Source organism: Candidatus Nitrotoga sp. M5 (genome assembly GCF_927904885.1).
Lineage (GTDB): Bacteria > Pseudomonadota > Gammaproteobacteria > Burkholderiales > Gallionellaceae > Nitrotoga.
Window position 1 is genome coordinate 1 of the sequence record NZ_CAKMNW010000031.1, and the last position, 18,174, is coordinate 18,174.

Below are 18,174 nucleotides of genomic sequence, written 5' to 3' on the forward strand. Positions count from 1 at the left end.
TTCATAAAGTTTGGGCCGGAAAGTTTGAAAGCTATGGTTTTTAGAGGTGCCCTAAATTATTATATACATTTTTTAATTAGATGAAGTTATCTATAAAAAAATAGGTTATATAGTTACAAAACTCTAAATCCAACATTCTGCTACAAAATCCTAATCGGCCCCATCTATTAGTCTCGCCAAGCGCTAGAGTGCAGTACTTTATTTCAGGTATTCTTTAAGAAAAAGGTGCGCTACACTAAAAAGCCTGACGCAATGCATTATTATCGGTCTTTACACTTCGCACTTCGAATTTAAATCTGCACCACTTTAATCAGAATAAATCCTTTCGGCGTCAAGGCTGCAGGAATTAATCAACGGAGAAAATGTCATGGCAGGTCATAGTAAATGGGCAAACATCCAGCACCGCAAAGGTCGTCAGGATGAAAGGCGTGGCAAGATTTTTACACGCCTGATCAAGGAAATCACAGTGTCAGCCAGATTGGGCGACAGCGATCCGGCCAGTAATCCGCGCCTGCGTCTGGCGATGGAAAAGGCCTATGATCAGAATATGCCAAAAGATAATGTAGAGCGCGCGATTAAACGCGGCAGCGGTGAACTAGAAGGTGTTGATTATATTGAGCTTCGATACGAAGGATACGGCATCAATGGCGCAGCGGTAATGGTCAATTGCATGACTGATAATAAAACACGCACCGTGGCCGATGTGCGCCATGCTTTCACCAAGCACGGAGGCAATCTCGGTACGGATGGTTCTGTCTCATTTCTGTTTAAACATTGTGGCCAAATGATTTTTGCACCTGGCACTGATGAGAACGCGCTTATGGAGGTAGCGCTGGACGCAGGAGCAGAGGACGTAGTTAGCAATGATGACGGCAGCATTGAAGTTATCACCGCGCCCAATGATTTTGCTGAAGTGAAACAACGCATGGAAGCAGCCGGTTTTAAGCCAGAAATGGCAGAAGTTACGATGAAACCGATTGCCGAAGTGATGTTTGATGGTGACGACGCAGTTCGCATGCAAAAGCTATTGGACGCGCTGGAAAACCTTGACGATGTGCAAGAAGTTTATACCACGGCCGTGATTGCGGAATGAATGAAGTGGGAATTGAAGGGATAAGGGTAAAGGGTGCTTCCTCTCTGAGCCGATGAACCTTTCTTCTGCTGCACGCATTATAGGTATAGATCCCGGACTGCGCATCACCGGATTTGGCGTACTGGACAAAGTGGGGCAAAAACTCATTTATGTTGCCAGTGGATGTATCAAAACACCAGTAGGCGAGCTGCCTGAACGTCTTAAAGTCATTCTCAACTCATTGCGTGAAGTGATTGAAACACATCAGCCGCAACTAGTGGCGGTGGAAAAAGTATTCGTTAACGTTAATCCACAATCCACCCTGCTGCTTGGACAGGCTCGCGGCGCGGCGATTTGCGCCGCAGTGCTGGCAAACCTGCCTGTTGCAGAATACACTGCGTTGCAAGTGAAGCAGGCAGTGGTAGGCAACGGCCATGCAAAAAAGGAACAGGTGCAAGATATGGTTCAGCGACTGTTGGAATTGTCCAGATCCCCCAGCCCAGATGCTGCGGATGCGCTGGCATGTGCGATTTGTCACGCACACGCTGGCATGGGGCTGGGTCAATTGGCAACCAAGGGATTACGCATGCGGAATGGCAGATTAAGATAAAAAGCATAATCACTTCTTCAAGCACAGCATAATCGTGATCGAAATTTTTCTAATGCAATAACTATCGTGCTTGCAAAATTAGCCGAGAAAGATTAACAAGGAAAACATGATAGGGCGTTTGACAGGCATTTTGTTGGAAAAAAATCCGCCACAAATTTTATTGGATATTCAAGGTGTTGGGTATGAGGTGAATGTACCTATGAGCACCTTCTATAACCTGCCTGTACTGCATGAACAGGTGGTGCTATATACCCAACTTATAGTTCGTGAGGATGCACACCTTCTCTATGGATTTGCTTCTGAGGATGAGCGCGTGGCGTTTCGTCACTTGTTGAAAATTAGTGGCGTGGGGCCGAAGTTGGCGCTATCAGTTCTATCTGGCTTGAGTTTGAACGACCTTGCCCATGCTGTGGCAAGTAAGGAAGTAGGGCTGCTAACCAGAATCCCAGGGGTTGGCAAGAAGACTGCCGAGCGACTATTGCTGGAGCTGCAAGATAAATTTGTCGTGTCCGTGTCGGATGGCGCGAGCGGTATTGTAAAGCCACATGGTGACGATATAACTAATGCCCTGTTAGCGTTGGGTTACAGCGGGAAAGAAGCGGATTGGGCAGCTAAACAATTGGCCGCCGACACAAATGTGGCGGACGGCATCCGTCAGGCACTTAAGCTATTATCCAAAGCATGATCCAAAACGATAATCTGACTGCGGTCGATCGCATTATTTCTCCTGTTCCGGTCTCTTCGCAGGAGGAAATGCAGGAGCGCGCATTGCGCCCTAAACATCTGGACGAATATATTGGCCAGGAAAAAATACGTGGGCAGCTGGAAATTTTCATTGAAGCCGCTCGCAAACGTAAGGAGCCACTTGACCATGTACTATTGTTCGGCCCACCGGGGCTGGGCAAGACTACTTTAGCGCATATCATCGCACGTGAAATGGGTGTCAACATGCGTCATACTTCTGGTCCAGTTTTGGAACGTGCCGGCGACCTCGCTGCTCTGTTAACCAATCTCGAGCCGAACGATGTGCTGTTTATCGATGAAATTCATCGTCTATCGCCGGTGGTAGAAGAAATCCTGTATCCCGCACTGGAGGATTATCAGATCGATATCATGATCGGCGAAGGGCCCGCAGCGCGTTCAGTAAAGCTGGACTTGCCACCATTCACTCTGGTTGGCGCTACCACTCGCGCCGGCATGTTGACCAACCCTCTACGCGACCGTTTTGGTATCGTCGCGCGTCTGGAATTTTACACCGCTAGTGAATTACAGCGCATCGTGACACGCTCTGCCGCTTTGTTGGAATTACCGATTTCGTCCGAAGGAGCGCTGGAAATTGCAAAGCGTTCACGCGGCACGCCGCGAATCGCAAATCGTTTGCTACGCCGCGTACGAGATTTTGCCGAAGTACGAGCGCAGGGCGAAGCGACGCGTGAAGTGGCAGATGCTGCGCTGACAATGCTCGATGTGGATGTGCAGGGATTGGACACGATGGACAGAAAGCTATTATTGACTGTGATCGAAAAATTCACCGGTGGACCAGTGGGCGTAGACAACCTTGCCGCAGCAATCGGCGAGGAGCGCGATACCATTGAGGATGTGCTGGAACCATATTTGATCCAACAGGGCTACTTGCAACGCACATCCCGAGGAAGAGTAGCGACCGCAAATGCCTACAAACATTTTGGACTTGTGCAGCCGCGCAATGCTAATAGCAAAGATTTATGGGATGAGTGTCTATAAAACAGTTTATTACCCATAATTCTGCACTCGTAATTCCCGCATAAATCGCAAGTCAGCGTCATACTCAACTGTAGACGCTCCAAAAAACGACTCAGATTACCCACAGCACCTACGTCACACCATACACCACGTATGTGGCGCACAACTTTTACGCCATCCAAACCGCCTTGATACACGTTGCCTGTGCGGCTGTAGTTCGACAATCCAAGACACAGCATGCACAGATTGAAATTCAGATGGGGCGTGCCTTGCGCCTGCACCGAGAAAAATAACTTTATGAATCAATAAAAAAGCTCGAAATTGCCACTTATCCTGTCAAACAAGCTATCGGTCCGAGGAAGTCTGCAATAGGCTTGGTCTGAATTAAAGTCGACGATATCAGTGCCGATAGTAAACGTGTGGCAAGCCAAGCCAGATTAAACATAATCGTCTGCCTGTACATTCTGGCAAGGCGACCGATAGTCGAAGCAAAATGGTATTAGATTCAAACCTGTCGATAGAATGAGCCATGGAAAACAATCTCCCATTATTGGGTAACCGAAGAACCGATACATTACTTGGACAAACAGGATTCACACTAATCGAAGTGTTGGTCACGGTCGCGATCTTGATAGTTTTGCTATCAATAGCTGTGCCTAATTTCATGACGTTTGTGCAGAACAGTCGTCTGGTCGGGCAAACAAATGACCTGGTCACATCGCTCAATTACGCCAGAAGTGAAGCCATCAAGCGTGGTGTTCGAGTTTCAGTATGCAGCCGTTCAAGTAATACCGCCTGTTCGGCTGCGGGTGTATCAAATTGGGATACTGGCTGGCTGGTATTTGTTAATCCCAATAATAATGCAGTGGCAGACATCGGTGAAACGGTGCTACAAGTGCGGCAACCTCTGGAAAATGGCAATACTCTACGCACGGCAGGACTACAACGCGTTACGTATCAAAACTCCGGTTTTTCCGGCAACGCTGACACTTTCCGCCTTTGTGACAGTCGTGGCACAGAAAATGGGCGTGCCATTGCTGTGAGTATGCAAGGTCGAGTTTCTACCGACACAGGAACCACAGCATGCCCCTGATCAAAACACAATCCGGCTTTACCCTTCTGGAAGTCATGGTGGCAATCGTCGTTCTTTCTCTTGGCCTGCTAGGGCTGGCGGGTTTACAGGCCGCCAGCCTTCGCAACAACCAGACTGCCTACTATCGTGGCATTGCCACCCAACAGGCGTACGACATAGCCGATCGGATACGCGCCAATCTGGCTGGCGCAGGCCCACTTCATGGATATAGTTACAACAATTTAACGGTAGGCATCCCGGTTGGCAATCCCGATTGCTTTGCTGCGGCCTGCACCCCTGAAAACATGGCCATTTCCGACCATCGTCAGTGGAATGCGGCTAATGCAGCCTTGTTGCCTAACGGCAATGGAACCGTCGTCTGTGTAGATGGCCCTGCTGCTGCCGGATGTACCGCAGCCACGGGCACCTGGGTATTCAACATCACTGTTATGTGGACTGAAAAAATTGTGGGAGGGGTCGCCACACGTTCCTTTGTGACGAGTATCACACCGTGAGAAACCACATATTTATGTCTTCACCTCACAACGAAAAATCTCATCTTAGCTTGCCCAAGCATCAGGCAGGTTTTTCGCTAGCGGAATTCATGATCGCGCTTACGTTGGGCTTGGTTGTGCTGCTGGCCGTTGGTTCAATTTTCATCGGTAGTCAGCAAACCTACCGGGTTCAAGAAGATAACGCCCGCATTCAAGAATCGGGTAGATATGCGCTGGAAATAATTGGCCGCAGTATCAGGCAAGCTGGCACAAATGCGGAGATGAATTTCAATAAAACAGCAATCGCAGCGCAATGTAATGTGACAGGTGTATGTGTTGCAATTGACGGAGACGATGGTGCCTTGGGGGCGCCTGATACGCTAACTGTGCAATTTTATGCGGGTAGCGAAGAATTTGACTCCTCTCCAGCACCTGGCTCATGGAAAACTCGTGACTGTACTGGTGGTCTAGTTGCATTAGGCGCAGTGGTAAGCAACGCATATGACATCACGGGCACCGATCTACGATGCACAGGCGGCACAGGAGGAATGCAACCACTGATTGAAAATGTCCAAGATTTTCAGGTGATTTACGGCATCGATACTGACGTTTCAGGGAGTACAGGATATCGGTCAGCTGATTTATATGTGGCCGCACCCACGGCAGCACAATGGCCGAATGTCGTAACCGCGCGCGTTTGTGTGCTGATTCAATCGGCCAATAACAATTTGACCACCTCTCCGCAGAGTTATCTTAACTGCGCAGGTGCGCTGGGCACCGCAACAGGAGCCGCAGCCTTTACCACAGCAGCTGCCGGGGATCTGCGCTTACATCGCAGTTTTGTGGCCACCTACAACCTGCGTAACCGCGTCGCTGCTGCGCCTTAAGACCATGATAAATCAACGTTGGAATACTCGACCCGCTAATCGCCAGCATGGTGTCGCCTTGATTACCGGGCTGATTTTCCTGGTAATGCTTACTTTGATTTCCGTCACGGCGGCGCGCATGTCCAGCCTTGAAGAACGCATGTCGGGCAATATGCGGGATCGCTCCCTGGCCATGCAGGCAGCCGAAATGGCTTTGCGGGATGCCGAGCGGGATATTCGCGGGGGTACAGGCATTACCCGAACACCAGAAATATCCGGGCTGACCAACTTCAACTCAGACTGCACTGCTGGCCTATGTTACAACGGACTCACAGGAAATGTTAATGGAACAAACTGGAATACTACCCCCGTCTGGAGTGTGGTCAATATGACGGCTGCTCCCAGCGTGGCATATGGCGACAATACGGGCGCGACAGATATTGTCGGGCTTTCAGCGCAGCCGCGTTACATTATCGAAGGCATCGAGAAAAAAGAAACAGGTACAACTGTTTATTACTACCGTATTACGGTGCGTGCGCAAGGTGCGAACGCGAATACGGTAGTGTGGTTACAAGCAGTACTCAGGTTATAGCAGTGCCGTTTAATCGAGGAATAAAAATATGGAAATCATCCGTAGCCAGATTGCATCATCGAACTTATTTTGGCTTCCGGCCCGCTGCCTGAAGAAAGCAAGTCGATCAGCTGAGTGGTGGATCGGTGATTTAGTGATTCCATACATTCTTAACTACATGTGGCTGGAGATTACTGAACAAGCCTAGGCAACCGTATAAATTGTTACTCACAAATTATACAAAGGAGTACATTTCATGATGATTTTTAAACGTAAGCCATTGACGCTGGCGCTTATAGCCACTTTTTCTATAGGTCATTACGGCGTGGCAAGTGGTACATTACTCTTAAGCCAGACCCCCTTGTTTGTCATTTCCGCGACAAAAGCCAACGTACTGCTTATTTATAGCAACTCTAACGCCATGGACGAAGATCCCACGGGCCTGGCTGTGGGTAGCGACGACTCTACCAGTAAATCAGAGATTGCGCGTATGGCAGCCAGGAGCCTGGTGGCAAATTACACTGGCCGGATCAATATGGGTTTGATGGCATATCAGCAAAGTGGTGTGGTGCATCAGTGGTTGAATCAAAGCCCTTACGATGCCAGCTTTGACCCTGCCACTTATGATCCGACCTGGACGGGCGCAAGAGATAGCGCAACCCATAAGAAATTTAAAATCCCGAACTCCAGCAGTCCTAATGCGGCTGGTCCATGCACGACGAGCGGCGGCATTAAGGTTGATTGCGTGTATTACAACGTAAACCTACCTTATTACACATCAACGCCGCAGGGTAACAGCTTTTGCTATTCAAGCTTAACAGGAGGGACCACGCCCACCTTTCCGGGTGACCATACACGTTTTGCTTGCTACGGCACCAAGTCAGGCACCTCAGATGCTGCACCGGGCACAGCTGGTGCAGGGTATGGCTCGTTTCAATTCAATGCGACTTTTGGCCCGACAGAGAGTGATTTTGCACAGAACATTAACGACTTTGGTCAAAAACTCGTCTCTGCTGACCAAGGGCCGACTTGGTTTGCTAATGGCAGCCCAGGTTTGGGCTATTTGCATGTGCCAATTGTAAATCTGGATTCGACTCAAGCAAGTAAACTTAACGTAAAGTTGGCAACAAGCGTTGTACCCACTCTTGTCGGATCTACCTGGAACGACAACCCTACCGGCATAACAGGCGGAAACACATCCACTAATCCTAATGCACCCCTGATTAATGCGGGTTTGTCTCCCCTTACCGGAACATTCATGACCGCCAAGGATTATTTTAATGGCGCCACAGCGAACTTTAGTGCCGCTCAAGGTGGGCCGCAGGCGGCACCAATAGCTGCTTGTGGGCACGATTTCGCCGTATTATTGACCAATGGATTACCTAGCCGAAAATCTAATGGTGGGGCCGTTACTTATAACGTTGGACAGCCATTTTCGGCGAGCGAGGTGACCAATACCGTTGCCGCAGTAACTAATTTGAACAGTGGTCCACGTCCAGTCAAAACTTACGTCATCGGTTTTGCTTTACCGGAATTTACCAATAATTTTTTCGTCAACAACCCACCCAATCCGCTCAATCAAATGGCGATCGCAGGCGGTACAGTCTCTGCTTTTTTTGCAAATGATCTACTCTCTTTGAACTCCACTCTAAACGTAATTTTCAGCGACATTCTTGCGCAATCCGGATCCGCAGCTGCAGTTGCCACCAATACGGCAAATCTTCAAGTCGACAACTATATATTCCAGGCCAAATTTCAGACAACAGACTGGAGCGGACAACTGCTTTCGTTACGCCTCGTCACCAGCGGTGGATCGGTAGTGCTAACGGAGAAATGGGATGCTGCACCCAAGCTCGATGCTATGGCACCCGCTAATCGGGTCATCTTGACCAAAGGAACGACTGATGGGGTGAGTTTCGAATGGGCAAATTTGACATCCGGTACACCCACTAGTCAGCAAACCTTGCTTAACACTGATCATCTTAGTGTCAACGATGGACGAGGTTTGGATCGCCTGAATTACCTGCGTGGTGACACAACCAACGAAGGTGCCTCGGCGGGACAGTTTCGTGCTCGCAACTCATCAACGTTAAGTGGCAGCATCCTTGGCGATATCGTCAACTCTGGCCCGCTTTATGTAGGTGCACCCAAAGCTGGTTATTCAGACGTCGACCAACCTGGCTATGCTGCTTTTCGTGCGAGGTATCTGAGTCGTAAACCAGTAGTATATGTGGGGGCAAACGACGGCATGTTGCATGGCTTCGATGCAGAACTTGCCAGCAACGGAAACCCGGTAGCCACCGGGGGTGACGAAGTGATTGCCTATATACCCACGCAAATTTTTGGGTCTCTGAGTCGGCTCACTGCTCAAACCTATAACCAAAACCATCGCTACATGGTTGATGGCACACCCATGTCAGCCGATGTATATTTGCCGTCATTGACAGGCAGTACCGTAGACAAGTGGCGTACCGTTTTGATCGGCAACATGAATAGTGGTGGCAAAGGTTATTTTGCACTCGATATCACTAATCCCAATTTACCCAGCATGACAGCGCCAATTTTCAGCACTGCCAACGCGGCTGATTTACTGTTATGGGAATTCACTGATGCCGATGACGCGGATATGGGCTACGCGTATAACTTATCGCCACAGGATTCAGGTAACAATCAGGCTAAGCAGATCGTCAAGCTGCAAAACGGCAATTGGGCAGCAGTCGTCGGCAATGGTTACAACAGCACGAATGGCAAGGCGGTGTTGTATCTGTTGAATATTGAAAAAGGGATTGATGGCAGTTGGGCAACCTCAGGTGATTACATTAAAGTAGTGGCAGATATTGGACCAAGCAACGGTTTGTCAACACCCATGCCTTACGATAGCGATGGCGATGGCATGGTAGATGTTGCCTACGCGGGCGATCTGCAAGGTAATATGTGGCGGTTCGATATCAGCACCCCCGCCTCCCCCACCGCCTCACTCTTGTTCAGCAGCGGGACAACCAAACCGATCACAACTCCCCCTGTAGTCTTCTCTCATCCATTGGGCGGCAACATGGTGTTGTTTGGGACGGGTAAATATTTAGAACTGACAGACAACTCGACTACCGCCACGCAAACAATATACGGTGTCAACGACAATGCTTCGGGTACGGTGCTGGCAAGTTCACTGGTAGCGCGAACACTGTCTGATCCACTTGGAAAGCGCACGGTATCAGCTGCGTTAATTGATTGGGCAACAAAGAAAGGTTGGTACCTCGACCTCCCTGCTTCAGGGGAAAGACTGACCGGTGTCCCCAAACTGGAGAACAGCAAGTTTTTCTTTAATACTTTGATTCCTTCCACGGCACCATGCGCATCTGGTGGCACGGGTTGGTTGATGGCTGTAGATGGTCTGACCGGCACTCAGCCCGGCTATCCGGTGTTTGACAGAAATCACGATGGTATTTTTGATGCGGACGTCGGTGGGCTTAATGTCGGCGCCGCCATCGGAGGTACGACATTTATCAAAGGAGCAGCAGGCAGTTCGGCCGGAATTGGCATTGCCTCGCTGACCAACGGGTCACTAAGTACACCATTAATAAATTTCGGCACCGTGTCTGGTGGGCGCGTTAGCTGGCGGGAAATTTTGCAGTAAACGGAGACAATTCCATGCGAATACATAAAACAGAGAGAAACACTGATATGGATAAACCTGCACAGCTCGCATTGCGGGCAATACTTAAACGCCAGCGTGGGTTTTCGCTCATTGAACTGATGATCACTGTAGTAATCATCAGCATTATCGCTGCGATAGCTTACCCGAGTTACACGCAATATACGTTGCGCGCCAACCGGGCGGAAGTACGCGCTATATTACTGGAGACCGTTCAGTTTCTTGAACAGAATTACACTACGGCTAACCGCTATGACCAAACCAGCGCGGGTGCTGCGATCGTATTGCCATTCCTGACTTCACCAAAAGCCGGAACGAAAAAATACGACATCACTGTAGCGTATGGAGCAGCACCAGCACAGACTTTTACACTTAGTGCGGCACCTACTGGAATCATGTCTGGTGATGCGTGCGGCACCTACACACTGGATAACTCTGGGATACAAGGGAATAGTGCAGGTACGACAACCGAGTGCTGGGGAAGGTAGTCAATAGATCCTGATGGATCGTATTGTTAAAACAATTACCGGCCACCTCTCAAAATTAAAATTTCGTCATCCCCGCGTGGACGTGTTTTACGCAATCTAAATTCACTGCCATCTACACTATATCGTTCGAGGTGGCGGCAGATTTTTCAATAGGAGAATGAGTATGAAACAGCTTGTTTTGATATTTTTATCAGCCATTTTGTTCAGTAACTTGGCGCATGCCAGGATGCAACTTGATATATCTCAATCCGCAAACAGCACCTCGGCCACGCCAGTGAATCAAGCTCGTCAGAGTGGCAAGGTGAGTGAAATCAACACAGATAAAAGAAAAATGGTGATTGGAGGGATGGACTATGCGTATAGCCCTTTTAGTACAATAGTTATAATAAATGGAAAACGTGCATCGATCAGTGACGTAAGAAAGGGAACAGTGGTGCAGTTTGGATCTGTAACGCAAGGTAATAATAAATTAAAACTTTTAACAAATATTAATGTTTTGGCTTTTTAAGTGCATAAAATCGCCACTAAAAGTTCAATTAGCTCAATTTCAGCCCACATTTACTTGAACACTTCGTAACGGATGAGTACAAGCAAATGAATAAATTGGTGAACTCATGACATCAAAAATTATTGTTATTACAGGCGTAAACCGTGGATTAGGGCGCGCCATGACCGATGGATTTGTTCGCCTGGGTCACCGGGTGTTAGGTTGTGGGCGATCAGTAGATGCGATTCATGAGCTTAATACCCTTCATGGGCCAAACAGCCACTTCGAAGTGGTTGATGTCACCAACGATGAAGCTGTACGCGATTGGGCAGCAAATTGCCTGAACTTGGCCGGTACGCCCGACCTGTTGATCAACAACGCCGCACTCGTAAACCATAATGCGCCGCTTTGGAAAGTGCCAGCCAGTGAATTCTCCATGGTCGTCGATGTAAACATCAACGGGGTGGCCAACGTCATCCGACATTTCGTACCAGCCATGTTAGTCAAGCGGAACGGAGTCATCATCAATTTCAGCTCTGGCTGGGGACGTTCAACCGCTGCGGAAGTCGCCCCTTACTGCGCGACCAAGTGGGCAATAGAAGGCCTGACCAAAGCCCTGGCTCAGGAATTGCCACAGGGGATGGCAGCTATCCCACTGAATCCAGGTATTATTAATACGGATATGCTGCGCACTACCTTCGGTTCGCCAGCACGGGATTATCCCGGCGCCGAAAAATGGGCTAAAACTGCGGTACCGTGGGTACTTGGCCTTGGCCCGAAAGATAACGGACTTTCGCTAACTGTGGGTGAACCTCATTGATTTTAGGTATGTCTAGCAGCCTGTCGGACTTAAAGAATTGTATTTTTTTGTATATCACTCAAACTGTGATGCAGTTAAGTATTACGACAGACGGACTTTTCGACTTTTGATTCCATGTTCGAGCATGGGCACATTGGTCAAACAATAGTGTAAGTGGCAACAGATAGCGCACAGAAGGCACAGCAACTCCAATCGGTTCTCCCATTAAGCCCGTAAATTACTGCTGAGCACACGAAGCACACGAAGCACACGAACTCCACAATATTAGACTAAGCACACAATGTCATATCTTCGCATAGTCACTCTGACCTCGCTGGCCATGATTGCATTCGCAGGCAATTCACTACTTTGCCGGATTGCCCTCAAAGACACAAGCATTGATGCAGCCAGCTTCACTACAATTCGTTTGATCTCAGGTGCAGTGATTCTCTGGCTCATCGTTCAAACCAAGCGTGGCAAACAACCCGGCGAAGGCAACTGGTTATCGGCATTTGCTTTGTTTTTTTATGCGGCTGGCTTTTCTTTTGCCTATATAAACTTATCTGCGGCTACTGGCGCGTTGCTGCTCTTCGGTGCTGTCCAGGCAACGATGATCGGCTATGGCGTTTTTGTGGGAGAACGACTACTAAAATTGCAGCTTACAGGCTTAATTTTCGCTTTTGGAGGATTGATTGGACTATTACTACCAGGGCTTTCGGCACCACCACTGTATAGTTCCGTATTGATGTTGGGCGCCGGAGTTGCGTGGGGTATCTATTCCTTGCGAGGTAAAGGTGCGGAGGACCCAACTCGGGTAACGGCGGGGAATTTCTTGCGCGCTGCGCCTATCGCGGCGGTGTTGAGCTTAATAATGTTAAACAGTACTTCTCTGGATACTGCCGGCATCTTGTATGCGGCATCATCAGGCGCACTGACTTCCGGGGTAGGCTACGCAATTTGGTACGCGGCATTACCTGCGCTTAAAGCCACCAGTGCTGCAACAGTCCAACTCAGTGTTCCGGTCATTGCTGCCTTGGGCGGTACCGTTTTCCTAGGTGAACCTATTACTCTGCGCTTAACATTGGCGTCCGTAGCTATTATCGGTGGAATTGCACTGGTAATTTTGGAAAAATAACGTGCTAATGGCACCCAACAAATCGTTCCAATTGTTGGCGTAAGGAGCTACTTGTTATGGAAGAGGAGAATACCCAGCTTCTGGCAATTTATAGCTTCCGCAGTGAGCCTTCAAGCATCAGCATCGGAATGAAGCGAGTATTCAATGCCAACCACAAACCTATTGGAGCCAAGGCAGGAAGAATAAGTGCTCCAAACTGATAGCCTAGAGCGATGCCTTCTATTTTCCAGGGGGAGAAACCCGTTTGTTCCGATACGACAGGCCCCGAGGTGATTGCTGCTTGCTTTAGCAGGTCGAAACAGATTCCCCATGCCTGAAACGGAATCAGCAACAGCGCGCCCAACGCCAGCTTGCGCCAGCGGTTTGCCTCGGTGCCAGCAAGGAACAGGGCAACAAACAATGGCAATCCAAAACCGTAGATCAGTGGATTTACCTCCAGCACCAAAGTGTATTCTCCCTCAGGCATTCCAGGAGCCATACCAAGTTTCAGGGAGGTAGCGATACTAAAGATACGCTGCGACCACTCCACCAACTCCACCCAGCCAAACGACTGCATGACCCAGCCAGACACCATGACAGCAGGGCCGTTAAACCATTCCGCCTTCCAGTACCAAAGCCCAAGGCATACCGGCAACCAAAAGGAGGCCTTCAATAAAAAAACATACAGGGGATTACGCGACATGGCGAGCAGGACTGTCAATCGGCATGGTGCGTATCCAGATCAGCCAAACCACCAGCACATCCAGCATGATGAGTCCCTGCCACAAATAGAGGTGGGCAAATTCAAAGGCATCCATACGCCATTGCCCCAAATAGAAGAGACTAATGATGCGCAGGATATTCAACGCCTGCACGGCAATCATGCCCAACACAAGCCCCAATATCTTGTGGCGCCAAGGCGAGGGGAAAGCAAGGATAGCTGCCGCCAGAACGATGCAAGCTTCGACCGCATTGCACCCCGCCTCGATGGCAACTGCAAAGCCATTGGCCTGGCTTTGAATAATATTACCGTAGGAAATAACCTTGGGATCGAACAGTGTAATCAGAGTAGCGCTGAAACGAGCCAGCAATGTAGCCCACGGATGCACTAAAGCCTGACCGGGCGGGGTGAGCTCAAGAGCAAACAACCCGCCCATAATGAGTAGAAAAATTATAAGAAATCGCAGCATGTATCTTTAAATCCAATAAATTCTGTCTGCACCGCAATCCAAAAGTGAATGCGATTCCAATAGTGTGCTTTTATGCAATCAACCCAACTAGCTTGCAGATATTTTTCAGTGCAACGAATGAACAAGTCAGGTGCAGGCGTAGAAAAGTCAGGCGCAATTTCTTAATCATAAGTTATGGCTGGCTTAACGATCTTGGACAGTTTGATTAGCTAACTTTGGCTGAAAAGGCATGATCAAAAGTTGGTCCAGCCTGGAGTACTTCCGCTCACGTAAGTATGTTAAGCCCAAGGGCATGGTTTTGTGTTGCTCTGCGGTGCATTTGGTTACAGTGCGGAACAAATAGTCAAAAATAGGCAATATGGACGCATAATTGCTGTCTGTATAGCGTCGTTCGGAACTATGGTGTGCTCGGTGAAAATCTGGTGTAACGATAAAAAGCCTCAATACCCGATCTGCAGATTTTCCCAGTGAAAAGTTGCCATGACTTAACACGCTCACGGCGGCGTGCAACACATTGTAGCTCAACAAGACCAAGGGTGAAGATCCCAGCGCAATCAAGACCGGAATGAATACCAGAGCGTTGATTACTTGTTCCAACGGATGGTGCCGGAGTGATGTGGTCGCATCCATCTCCACATCGCTATGATGTACGGCATGGATACGCCACAACATCGGTACAGAATGGAAAGCACGATGCAGCCAGTAGCCGACAAGTTCGAGACACAGCAAGCTCAGGATAAAAGATGGAACATAGCCAATTTCAAATCGATGCAGAAGCCCTGCATTCTCTAAACCAATAGTTCGTGCAATCAGAATGAACACCAGAGGAGCGATGCTGAAAAGAATGATGTAACCCACTACAGACAGCGCAAGGTTGCTGACCCAGCGCATTAGCGGAGCTTTTGGTTCGGCCCGCAACGGCGACATGGATTCAATCAGCATGACAAGCGCCACACCGCCAAAAACTGTCCCCAGTAAAATCTGGACGCTGTTGGCGATGATGACATCTACCATGGACTGTTATATTGGCGGGAAAGTGAAATTTATATAGCAGGAGGTGTTGTTCTGCACTGCCAACCCTGCGGCGCACCTCGGTTGTTGAGAAGTAGGACTATCAATAGCTGGCAGGTTTGCTGTCACACTTATGACCCTTTGGGGCTTGCCGCTGTTATTTAAAACCGGGAGTTCTCCGGAAGAAAAGATGTTAAGGGTACCGCCGGACGGGTTACTAAAGGATAGGGAGGGAACCGCCTGTACGTTTTGAATAAGTTGATTTCCGGATGCCGCACTCAGAACCATAACTCCCACAGCTACCATGGATGCCAGCGGTTTACTGGCTGAATGAGCTCGAAGAGCACGAAAAGCAAATACTGCAAACAACAATCCAAGAATCACGAGCATAAATCCAGACAGGGTGGGAATCGACTGCGGTACAGGCCCATAGACGATGGTTCCACCTATAGGTGTGCCAGCTATGGCATCGGCACCAGACAGCATGAAAGCTAGAGTGGGGGCTATATATGTTAGTTTTCTAGTATATCGAATCATGGTTGACTATCCTTATCGTTGTTTTTGTAAAATAATCTTGATATTACAAATCTATCTTTCTCGTGAAACGAGATCTATACAATTCCGAGCCACACGTAACTATTCTAATCTAAATATTAATTACAATACGTGCAAGAACAATTAAAACTACAGCGAGTAATTGTTGTGTGAACCACGCTCGTCTCATCTGGCGTAGAGCTGCCATATTGATGGAGCGTATTTTTTGAGATCATTTTTTTTCAATACTTATTGCATGAAGCGTCATAGTTCAAAAAATACAAACCGTTTGTATTGGTGCTACATGGTGATCTTTTAGAAGCACCTAAAAGTTAAACATGGTGTCGATGAAGAGATAACATCCATGCATAACGATGTTCGTCAGATTTTTTTAACATCACCCAGACACTCGACCCTTGTGACCTTTTGGTGGATGCCATCAGCCCAAACATAATAAATCAAGCTCAACAACCTTGATCGCTATTGGCGATTTCATTGGGCATAGGTTATCATCACTTGTGTCTTTGCAGAGGTTCAACTTCTCTCTCATCGGCCAAATCAATCAAAGGCTTGTAGCTTAAACCCTGCAAGTTTTTTTAATTATTACAGTTACGGCCACTTCTAAATGGGTACTTCAGAAAAACTCTGCTTGCCGCGCGCTCAGTAACAATTAAATTTAAAATATTTTGAGGCAGGCTTACAGTACCCCATGAACCGACTCCTTCGCATTTATCTGTTAAGCAATAAAATATCGACATGCTGAAAATTATCAAACAATGCTTCGAAGCCATACTTTGGAACGGGCGCTTCGTGGTTGTGGTGGCGGTTGTGGCAAGCATGGCCGCGGCTATTGCGATTTTCTACATGACCACAGTGGACGTGGTATATCTTGTCAGCCACATGCTGCCTTACGCCGACCCTGCACTGACAGAAGAGGCACGCAAGCTTCTTCACGATCAGACCATCTCCCATGTGGTGGAAGTAGTAGACGGCTACCTGCTCGCAACCTTCATGCTAATTTTTGCGCTTGGTATGTATGAATTATTTATCAGCGACATTGATAAAGCACAAAACAGCAAAACTTCCAGCAAAATTCTGGTTGTCGAGAGCCTGGACGACCTCAAAGCGCGGCTGGCCAAAGTTATCCTGATGATCCTGATCGTTACCCTGTTTGAGGAAGCACTGAACATGCATATTTCAACCCCGCTCGACCTTCTTTATCTCGGTGGCGCCATCGCTCTGATTGGCGCGTCGCTGTACCTGACCCACAAAGCGGAAGCCCACGAAAAAGGCAGTGAACCTCCTAGAGATTGAATCGTAAAATGCATGACCCTGCTCATTATCCACTGTGTGATTATTGAGTCATCAAACAAAATGAAGCCATGACTACTCATTGTTACAGAAACTGACCTTCTGTGGCGACGAGCATGGCTATTCCGAATAAACTTTCCTGGCAGGTTAATAATATGGATACAACTTATTGGTGTGAGCGTTGGACCAGAAGTGAAACAGGTTTCCATCAGAATGAAATCAATCCGCACTTGCAGCGATTCTGGCCTGAACTTGACTTGGCGCCTGGTAGTCGTGTGTTCGTGCCACTTTGCGGCAAGAGCCGTGACATGCTTTGGCTGCGAGCGCAAGGCCATGAAGTGATTGGCGTGGAAATCAGTCCATTGGCGGCCGAGGCATTCTTTGCAGAAAATAATCTGCACGCATCAGTCACAAAACAGGGTGCATTTAGCATTTACCAGACAGAAGGACTCCGATTTTACTGCGGAGACTTTTTCCAAATGACCTCAGAGGATATGACCGGCGTGAGCGCAATTTTTGATCGCGCCTCGCTCATCGCACTACCCCCATCAATGCGAAGTGCCTACGCAGCTCACATGCAAACTATTCTGACTTCCGACGCAAAAGCTTTGTTGGTTACCTTCGACTACCTCCAACATGAAATGCAAGGGCCACCTTTTAGCGTGGATGAACCAGAAGTAAGAGCATTTTATGAAAAAAAAGGCGCGGTACGTTTGTTGAGTAGCGCGGATATTCTCGACAAAGAACCACGCTTTCGCGACAAAGGTTTAACCCAACTGCAAGAAAAGGTTTATCTTGTCACGCATAACGCGAGTTAGTGTTCAGTTATAACACCTTTACCCTTCATTACTAACTGAGTAGGTTTTTCAGCCGCCCGAAATGGAGTGTTGTTTACGTTATAAAAATGCGAATTCCCACCGCCTTTTTCTCACCTTATTTTTTAGCAATTTTTAACGCGCACACCACACACTTCGACGAGCTATTTATAGGTGCCATGTAAGTGCTCCAGTTCTCTCAACTTGATGCGAACTGCGGCTTTGGCGCAAGCTTCGATCATCAAGCGTTCAAACACCTGCTCCGCATTACCCAAGAGCAATCAATGGCTGCGGATAACTCAAGTCGCAGGCGCGGCAACACCCCATGCCTCAATTTCAGTGATACGGGAATGGCTGGAAAGTGCA

21 protein-coding genes are annotated in these 18,174 nt (G+C 48.3%); 17 read left to right on the forward strand and 4 right to left on the reverse strand.

What is annotated here, in order from left to right:
• The first annotated feature begins 367 nt into the window (after window positions 1–367).
• The 14 genes from MJ770_RS08235 to MJ770_RS08305 all read left to right on the forward strand — a co-directional run bounded on the left by MJ770_RS08235 (window position 368) and on the right by MJ770_RS08305 (window position 12,968).
• Window positions 368–1,093, forward strand: a complete 726-nt coding sequence (locus MJ770_RS08235; RefSeq protein WP_239251134.1) for a YebC/PmpR family DNA-binding transcriptional regulator — start codon at window positions 368–370, stop codon at window positions 1,091–1,093.
• A gap of 52 nt (window positions 1,094–1,145) precedes the next feature.
• Window positions 1,146–1,682, forward strand: coding sequence for a crossover junction endodeoxyribonuclease RuvC (ruvC, locus tag MJ770_RS08240; RefSeq protein WP_239251135.1), 537 nt, complete (start codon window positions 1,146–1,148; stop codon window positions 1,680–1,682).
• A gap of 106 nt (window positions 1,683–1,788) precedes the next feature.
• Window positions 1,789–2,367 (forward strand): Holliday junction branch migration protein RuvA, encoded by a 579-nt coding sequence (gene ruvA / locus MJ770_RS08245; RefSeq protein ID WP_239251136.1) that lies wholly within the window; start codon window positions 1,789–1,791, stop codon window positions 2,365–2,367.
• On the forward strand, window positions 2,364–3,425 hold the full coding sequence (gene ruvB / locus MJ770_RS08250) for a Holliday junction branch migration DNA helicase RuvB (protein WP_239251137.1): 1,062 nt from the start codon (window positions 2,364–2,366) through the stop codon (window positions 3,423–3,425). Before ruvA ends, ruvB begins: the two co-directional genes overlap by 4 nt.
• Before the next feature lie 508 nt (window positions 3,426–3,933).
• Complete coding sequence (locus MJ770_RS08255) at window positions 3,934–4,497, forward strand: GspH/FimT family pseudopilin (protein ID WP_239251138.1); 564 nt, start codon at window positions 3,934–3,936, stop codon at window positions 4,495–4,497.
• Window positions 4,488–4,991, forward strand: coding sequence for a type IV pilus modification protein PilV (pilV, locus tag MJ770_RS08260; protein ID WP_239251139.1), 504 nt, complete (start codon window positions 4,488–4,490; stop codon window positions 4,989–4,991). Before MJ770_RS08255 ends, pilV begins: the two co-directional genes overlap by 10 nt.
• Window positions 4,988–5,857 (forward strand): PilW family protein, encoded by an 870-nt coding sequence (locus MJ770_RS08265; protein ID WP_239251140.1) that lies wholly within the window; start codon window positions 4,988–4,990, stop codon window positions 5,855–5,857. Before pilV ends, MJ770_RS08265 begins: the two co-directional genes overlap by 4 nt.
• A gap of 4 nt (window positions 5,858–5,861) precedes the next feature.
• Complete coding sequence (locus MJ770_RS08270; RefSeq protein ID WP_239251141.1) at window positions 5,862–6,428, forward strand: pilus assembly PilX family protein; 567 nt, start codon at window positions 5,862–5,864, stop codon at window positions 6,426–6,428.
• A 28-nt stretch (window positions 6,429–6,456) separates the two neighbouring features.
• Complete coding sequence (locus MJ770_RS08275; RefSeq protein ID WP_239251142.1) at window positions 6,457–6,615, forward strand: hypothetical protein; 159 nt, start codon at window positions 6,457–6,459, stop codon at window positions 6,613–6,615.
• Window positions 6,616–6,663: 48 nt separating this feature from the next.
• The gene (locus tag MJ770_RS08280) at window positions 6,664–10,041 is read left to right on the forward strand and encodes a pilus assembly protein (protein ID WP_239251143.1); all 3,378 of its coding nucleotides are present in this window, start codon (window positions 6,664–6,666) and stop codon (window positions 10,039–10,041) included.
• A 14-nt stretch (window positions 10,042–10,055) separates the two neighbouring features.
• Window positions 10,056–10,547 (forward strand): type IV pilin protein, encoded by a 492-nt coding sequence (locus MJ770_RS08290; RefSeq protein ID WP_305855786.1) that lies wholly within the window; start codon window positions 10,056–10,058, stop codon window positions 10,545–10,547.
• Window positions 10,548–10,710: 163 nt separating this feature from the next.
• Window positions 10,711–11,055, forward strand: coding sequence for a hypothetical protein (locus MJ770_RS08295; RefSeq protein ID WP_239251144.1), 345 nt, complete (start codon window positions 10,711–10,713; stop codon window positions 11,053–11,055).
• A 106-nt stretch (window positions 11,056–11,161) separates the two neighbouring features.
• Window positions 11,162–11,854, forward strand: coding sequence for an SDR family oxidoreductase (locus MJ770_RS08300; protein WP_239251145.1), 693 nt, complete (start codon window positions 11,162–11,164; stop codon window positions 11,852–11,854).
• A 280-nt stretch (window positions 11,855–12,134) separates the two neighbouring features.
• Window positions 12,135–12,968 carry a DMT family transporter gene (locus MJ770_RS08305; protein WP_239251146.1) on the forward strand — a complete coding sequence of 278 codons (834 nt, stop codon included), beginning with the start codon at window positions 12,135–12,137 and terminating at the stop codon, window positions 12,966–12,968.
• 88 nt (window positions 12,969–13,056) lie between these two features.
• Here the strand turns inward: MJ770_RS08305 and MJ770_RS08310 are convergent, their stop codons facing one another.
• The 4 genes from MJ770_RS08310 to MJ770_RS08325 all read right to left on the reverse strand — a co-directional run bounded on the left by MJ770_RS08310 (window position 13,057) and on the right by MJ770_RS08325 (window position 15,685).
• Entirely contained in the window at window positions 13,057–13,650 is a 594-nt protein-coding gene (locus MJ770_RS08310; protein WP_239251147.1) for an exosortase H-associated membrane protein, read from the reverse strand.
• Window positions 13,640–14,137, reverse strand: coding sequence for an exosortase H (xrtH, locus tag MJ770_RS08315; RefSeq protein ID WP_239251148.1), 498 nt, complete (start codon window positions 14,135–14,137; stop codon window positions 13,640–13,642). Before xrtH ends, MJ770_RS08310 begins: the two co-directional genes overlap by 11 nt.
• Window positions 14,138–14,320: 183 nt before the next feature.
• Complete coding sequence (locus MJ770_RS08320; protein ID WP_239251149.1) at window positions 14,321–15,151, reverse strand: sterol desaturase family protein; 831 nt, start codon at window positions 15,149–15,151, stop codon at window positions 14,321–14,323.
• A 6-nt stretch (window positions 15,152–15,157) separates the two neighbouring features.
• The gene (locus MJ770_RS08325; RefSeq protein ID WP_239251150.1) at window positions 15,158–15,685 is read right to left on the reverse strand and encodes a midcut-by-XrtH protein; all 528 of its coding nucleotides are present in this window, start codon (window positions 15,683–15,685) and stop codon (window positions 15,158–15,160) included.
• A 753-nt stretch (window positions 15,686–16,438) separates the two neighbouring features.
• Between MJ770_RS08325 and MJ770_RS08330 the strand changes: the two genes are divergently transcribed.
• From MJ770_RS08330 to MJ770_RS08340, 3 genes are all read left to right on the forward strand, one after another.
• The gene (locus MJ770_RS08330; RefSeq protein ID WP_239251151.1) at window positions 16,439–16,996 is read left to right on the forward strand and encodes a YqhA family protein; all 558 of its coding nucleotides are present in this window, start codon (window positions 16,439–16,441) and stop codon (window positions 16,994–16,996) included.
• 113 nt (window positions 16,997–17,109) lie between these two features.
• Window positions 17,110–17,811, forward strand: a complete 702-nt coding sequence (locus MJ770_RS08335) for a thiopurine S-methyltransferase (RefSeq protein WP_239251152.1) — start codon at window positions 17,110–17,112, stop codon at window positions 17,809–17,811.
• 182 nt (window positions 17,812–17,993) lie between these two features.
• The coding region (locus MJ770_RS08340) for a hypothetical protein (protein WP_239251153.1) at window positions 17,994–18,174 on the forward strand (181 nt) is incomplete at its 3' end.

Excerpts from the sequence above, each read along its gene's own strand:
- MJ770_RS08255 (WP_239251138.1), top strand. The coding sequence starts at position 3,934 with ATGGAAAACAATCTCCCATTATTGGGTAACCGAAGAACCGATACATTA.
- MJ770_RS08310 (WP_239251147.1), bottom strand. The coding sequence starts at position 13,650 with ATGTCGCGTAATCCCCTGTATGTTTTTTTATTGAAGGCCTCCTTTTGG.
- MJ770_RS08325 (WP_239251150.1), bottom strand. The coding sequence starts at position 15,685 with ATGATTCGATATACTAGAAAACTAACATATATAGCCCCCACTCTAGCT.
- pilV (WP_239251139.1), top strand. The coding sequence starts at position 4,488 with ATGCCCCTGATCAAAACACAATCCGGCTTTACCCTTCTGGAAGTCATG.
- ruvB (WP_239251137.1), top strand. The coding sequence starts at position 2,364 with ATGATCCAAAACGATAATCTGACTGCGGTCGATCGCATTATTTCTCCT.
- MJ770_RS08335 (WP_239251152.1), top strand. The coding sequence starts at position 17,110 with ATGGCTATTCCGAATAAACTTTCCTGGCAGGTTAATAATATGGATACA.
- MJ770_RS08280 (WP_239251143.1), top strand. The coding sequence starts at position 6,664 with ATGATGATTTTTAAACGTAAGCCATTGACGCTGGCGCTTATAGCCACT.
- MJ770_RS08235 (WP_239251134.1), top strand. The coding sequence starts at position 368 with ATGGCAGGTCATAGTAAATGGGCAAACATCCAGCACCGCAAAGGTCGT.
- MJ770_RS08290 (WP_305855786.1), top strand. The coding sequence starts at position 10,056 with ATGCGAATACATAAAACAGAGAGAAACACTGATATGGATAAACCTGCA.
- xrtH (WP_239251148.1), bottom strand. The coding sequence starts at position 14,137 with ATGCTGCGATTTCTTATAATTTTTCTACTCATTATGGGCGGGTTGTTT.
- MJ770_RS08305 (WP_239251146.1), top strand. The coding sequence starts at position 12,135 with ATGTCATATCTTCGCATAGTCACTCTGACCTCGCTGGCCATGATTGCA.
- ruvA (WP_239251136.1), top strand. The coding sequence starts at position 1,789 with ATGATAGGGCGTTTGACAGGCATTTTGTTGGAAAAAAATCCGCCACAA.
- MJ770_RS08295 (WP_239251144.1), top strand. The coding sequence starts at position 10,711 with ATGAAACAGCTTGTTTTGATATTTTTATCAGCCATTTTGTTCAGTAAC.
- MJ770_RS08300 (WP_239251145.1), top strand. The coding sequence starts at position 11,162 with ATGACATCAAAAATTATTGTTATTACAGGCGTAAACCGTGGATTAGGG.
- MJ770_RS08270 (WP_239251141.1), top strand. The coding sequence starts at position 5,862 with ATGATAAATCAACGTTGGAATACTCGACCCGCTAATCGCCAGCATGGT.
- MJ770_RS08320 (WP_239251149.1), bottom strand. The coding sequence starts at position 15,151 with ATGGTAGATGTCATCATCGCCAACAGCGTCCAGATTTTACTGGGGACA.
- MJ770_RS08330 (WP_239251151.1), top strand. The coding sequence starts at position 16,439 with ATGCTGAAAATTATCAAACAATGCTTCGAAGCCATACTTTGGAACGGG.
- ruvC (WP_239251135.1), top strand. The coding sequence starts at position 1,146 with ATGAACCTTTCTTCTGCTGCACGCATTATAGGTATAGATCCCGGACTG.
- MJ770_RS08275 (WP_239251142.1), top strand. The coding sequence starts at position 6,457 with ATGGAAATCATCCGTAGCCAGATTGCATCATCGAACTTATTTTGGCTT.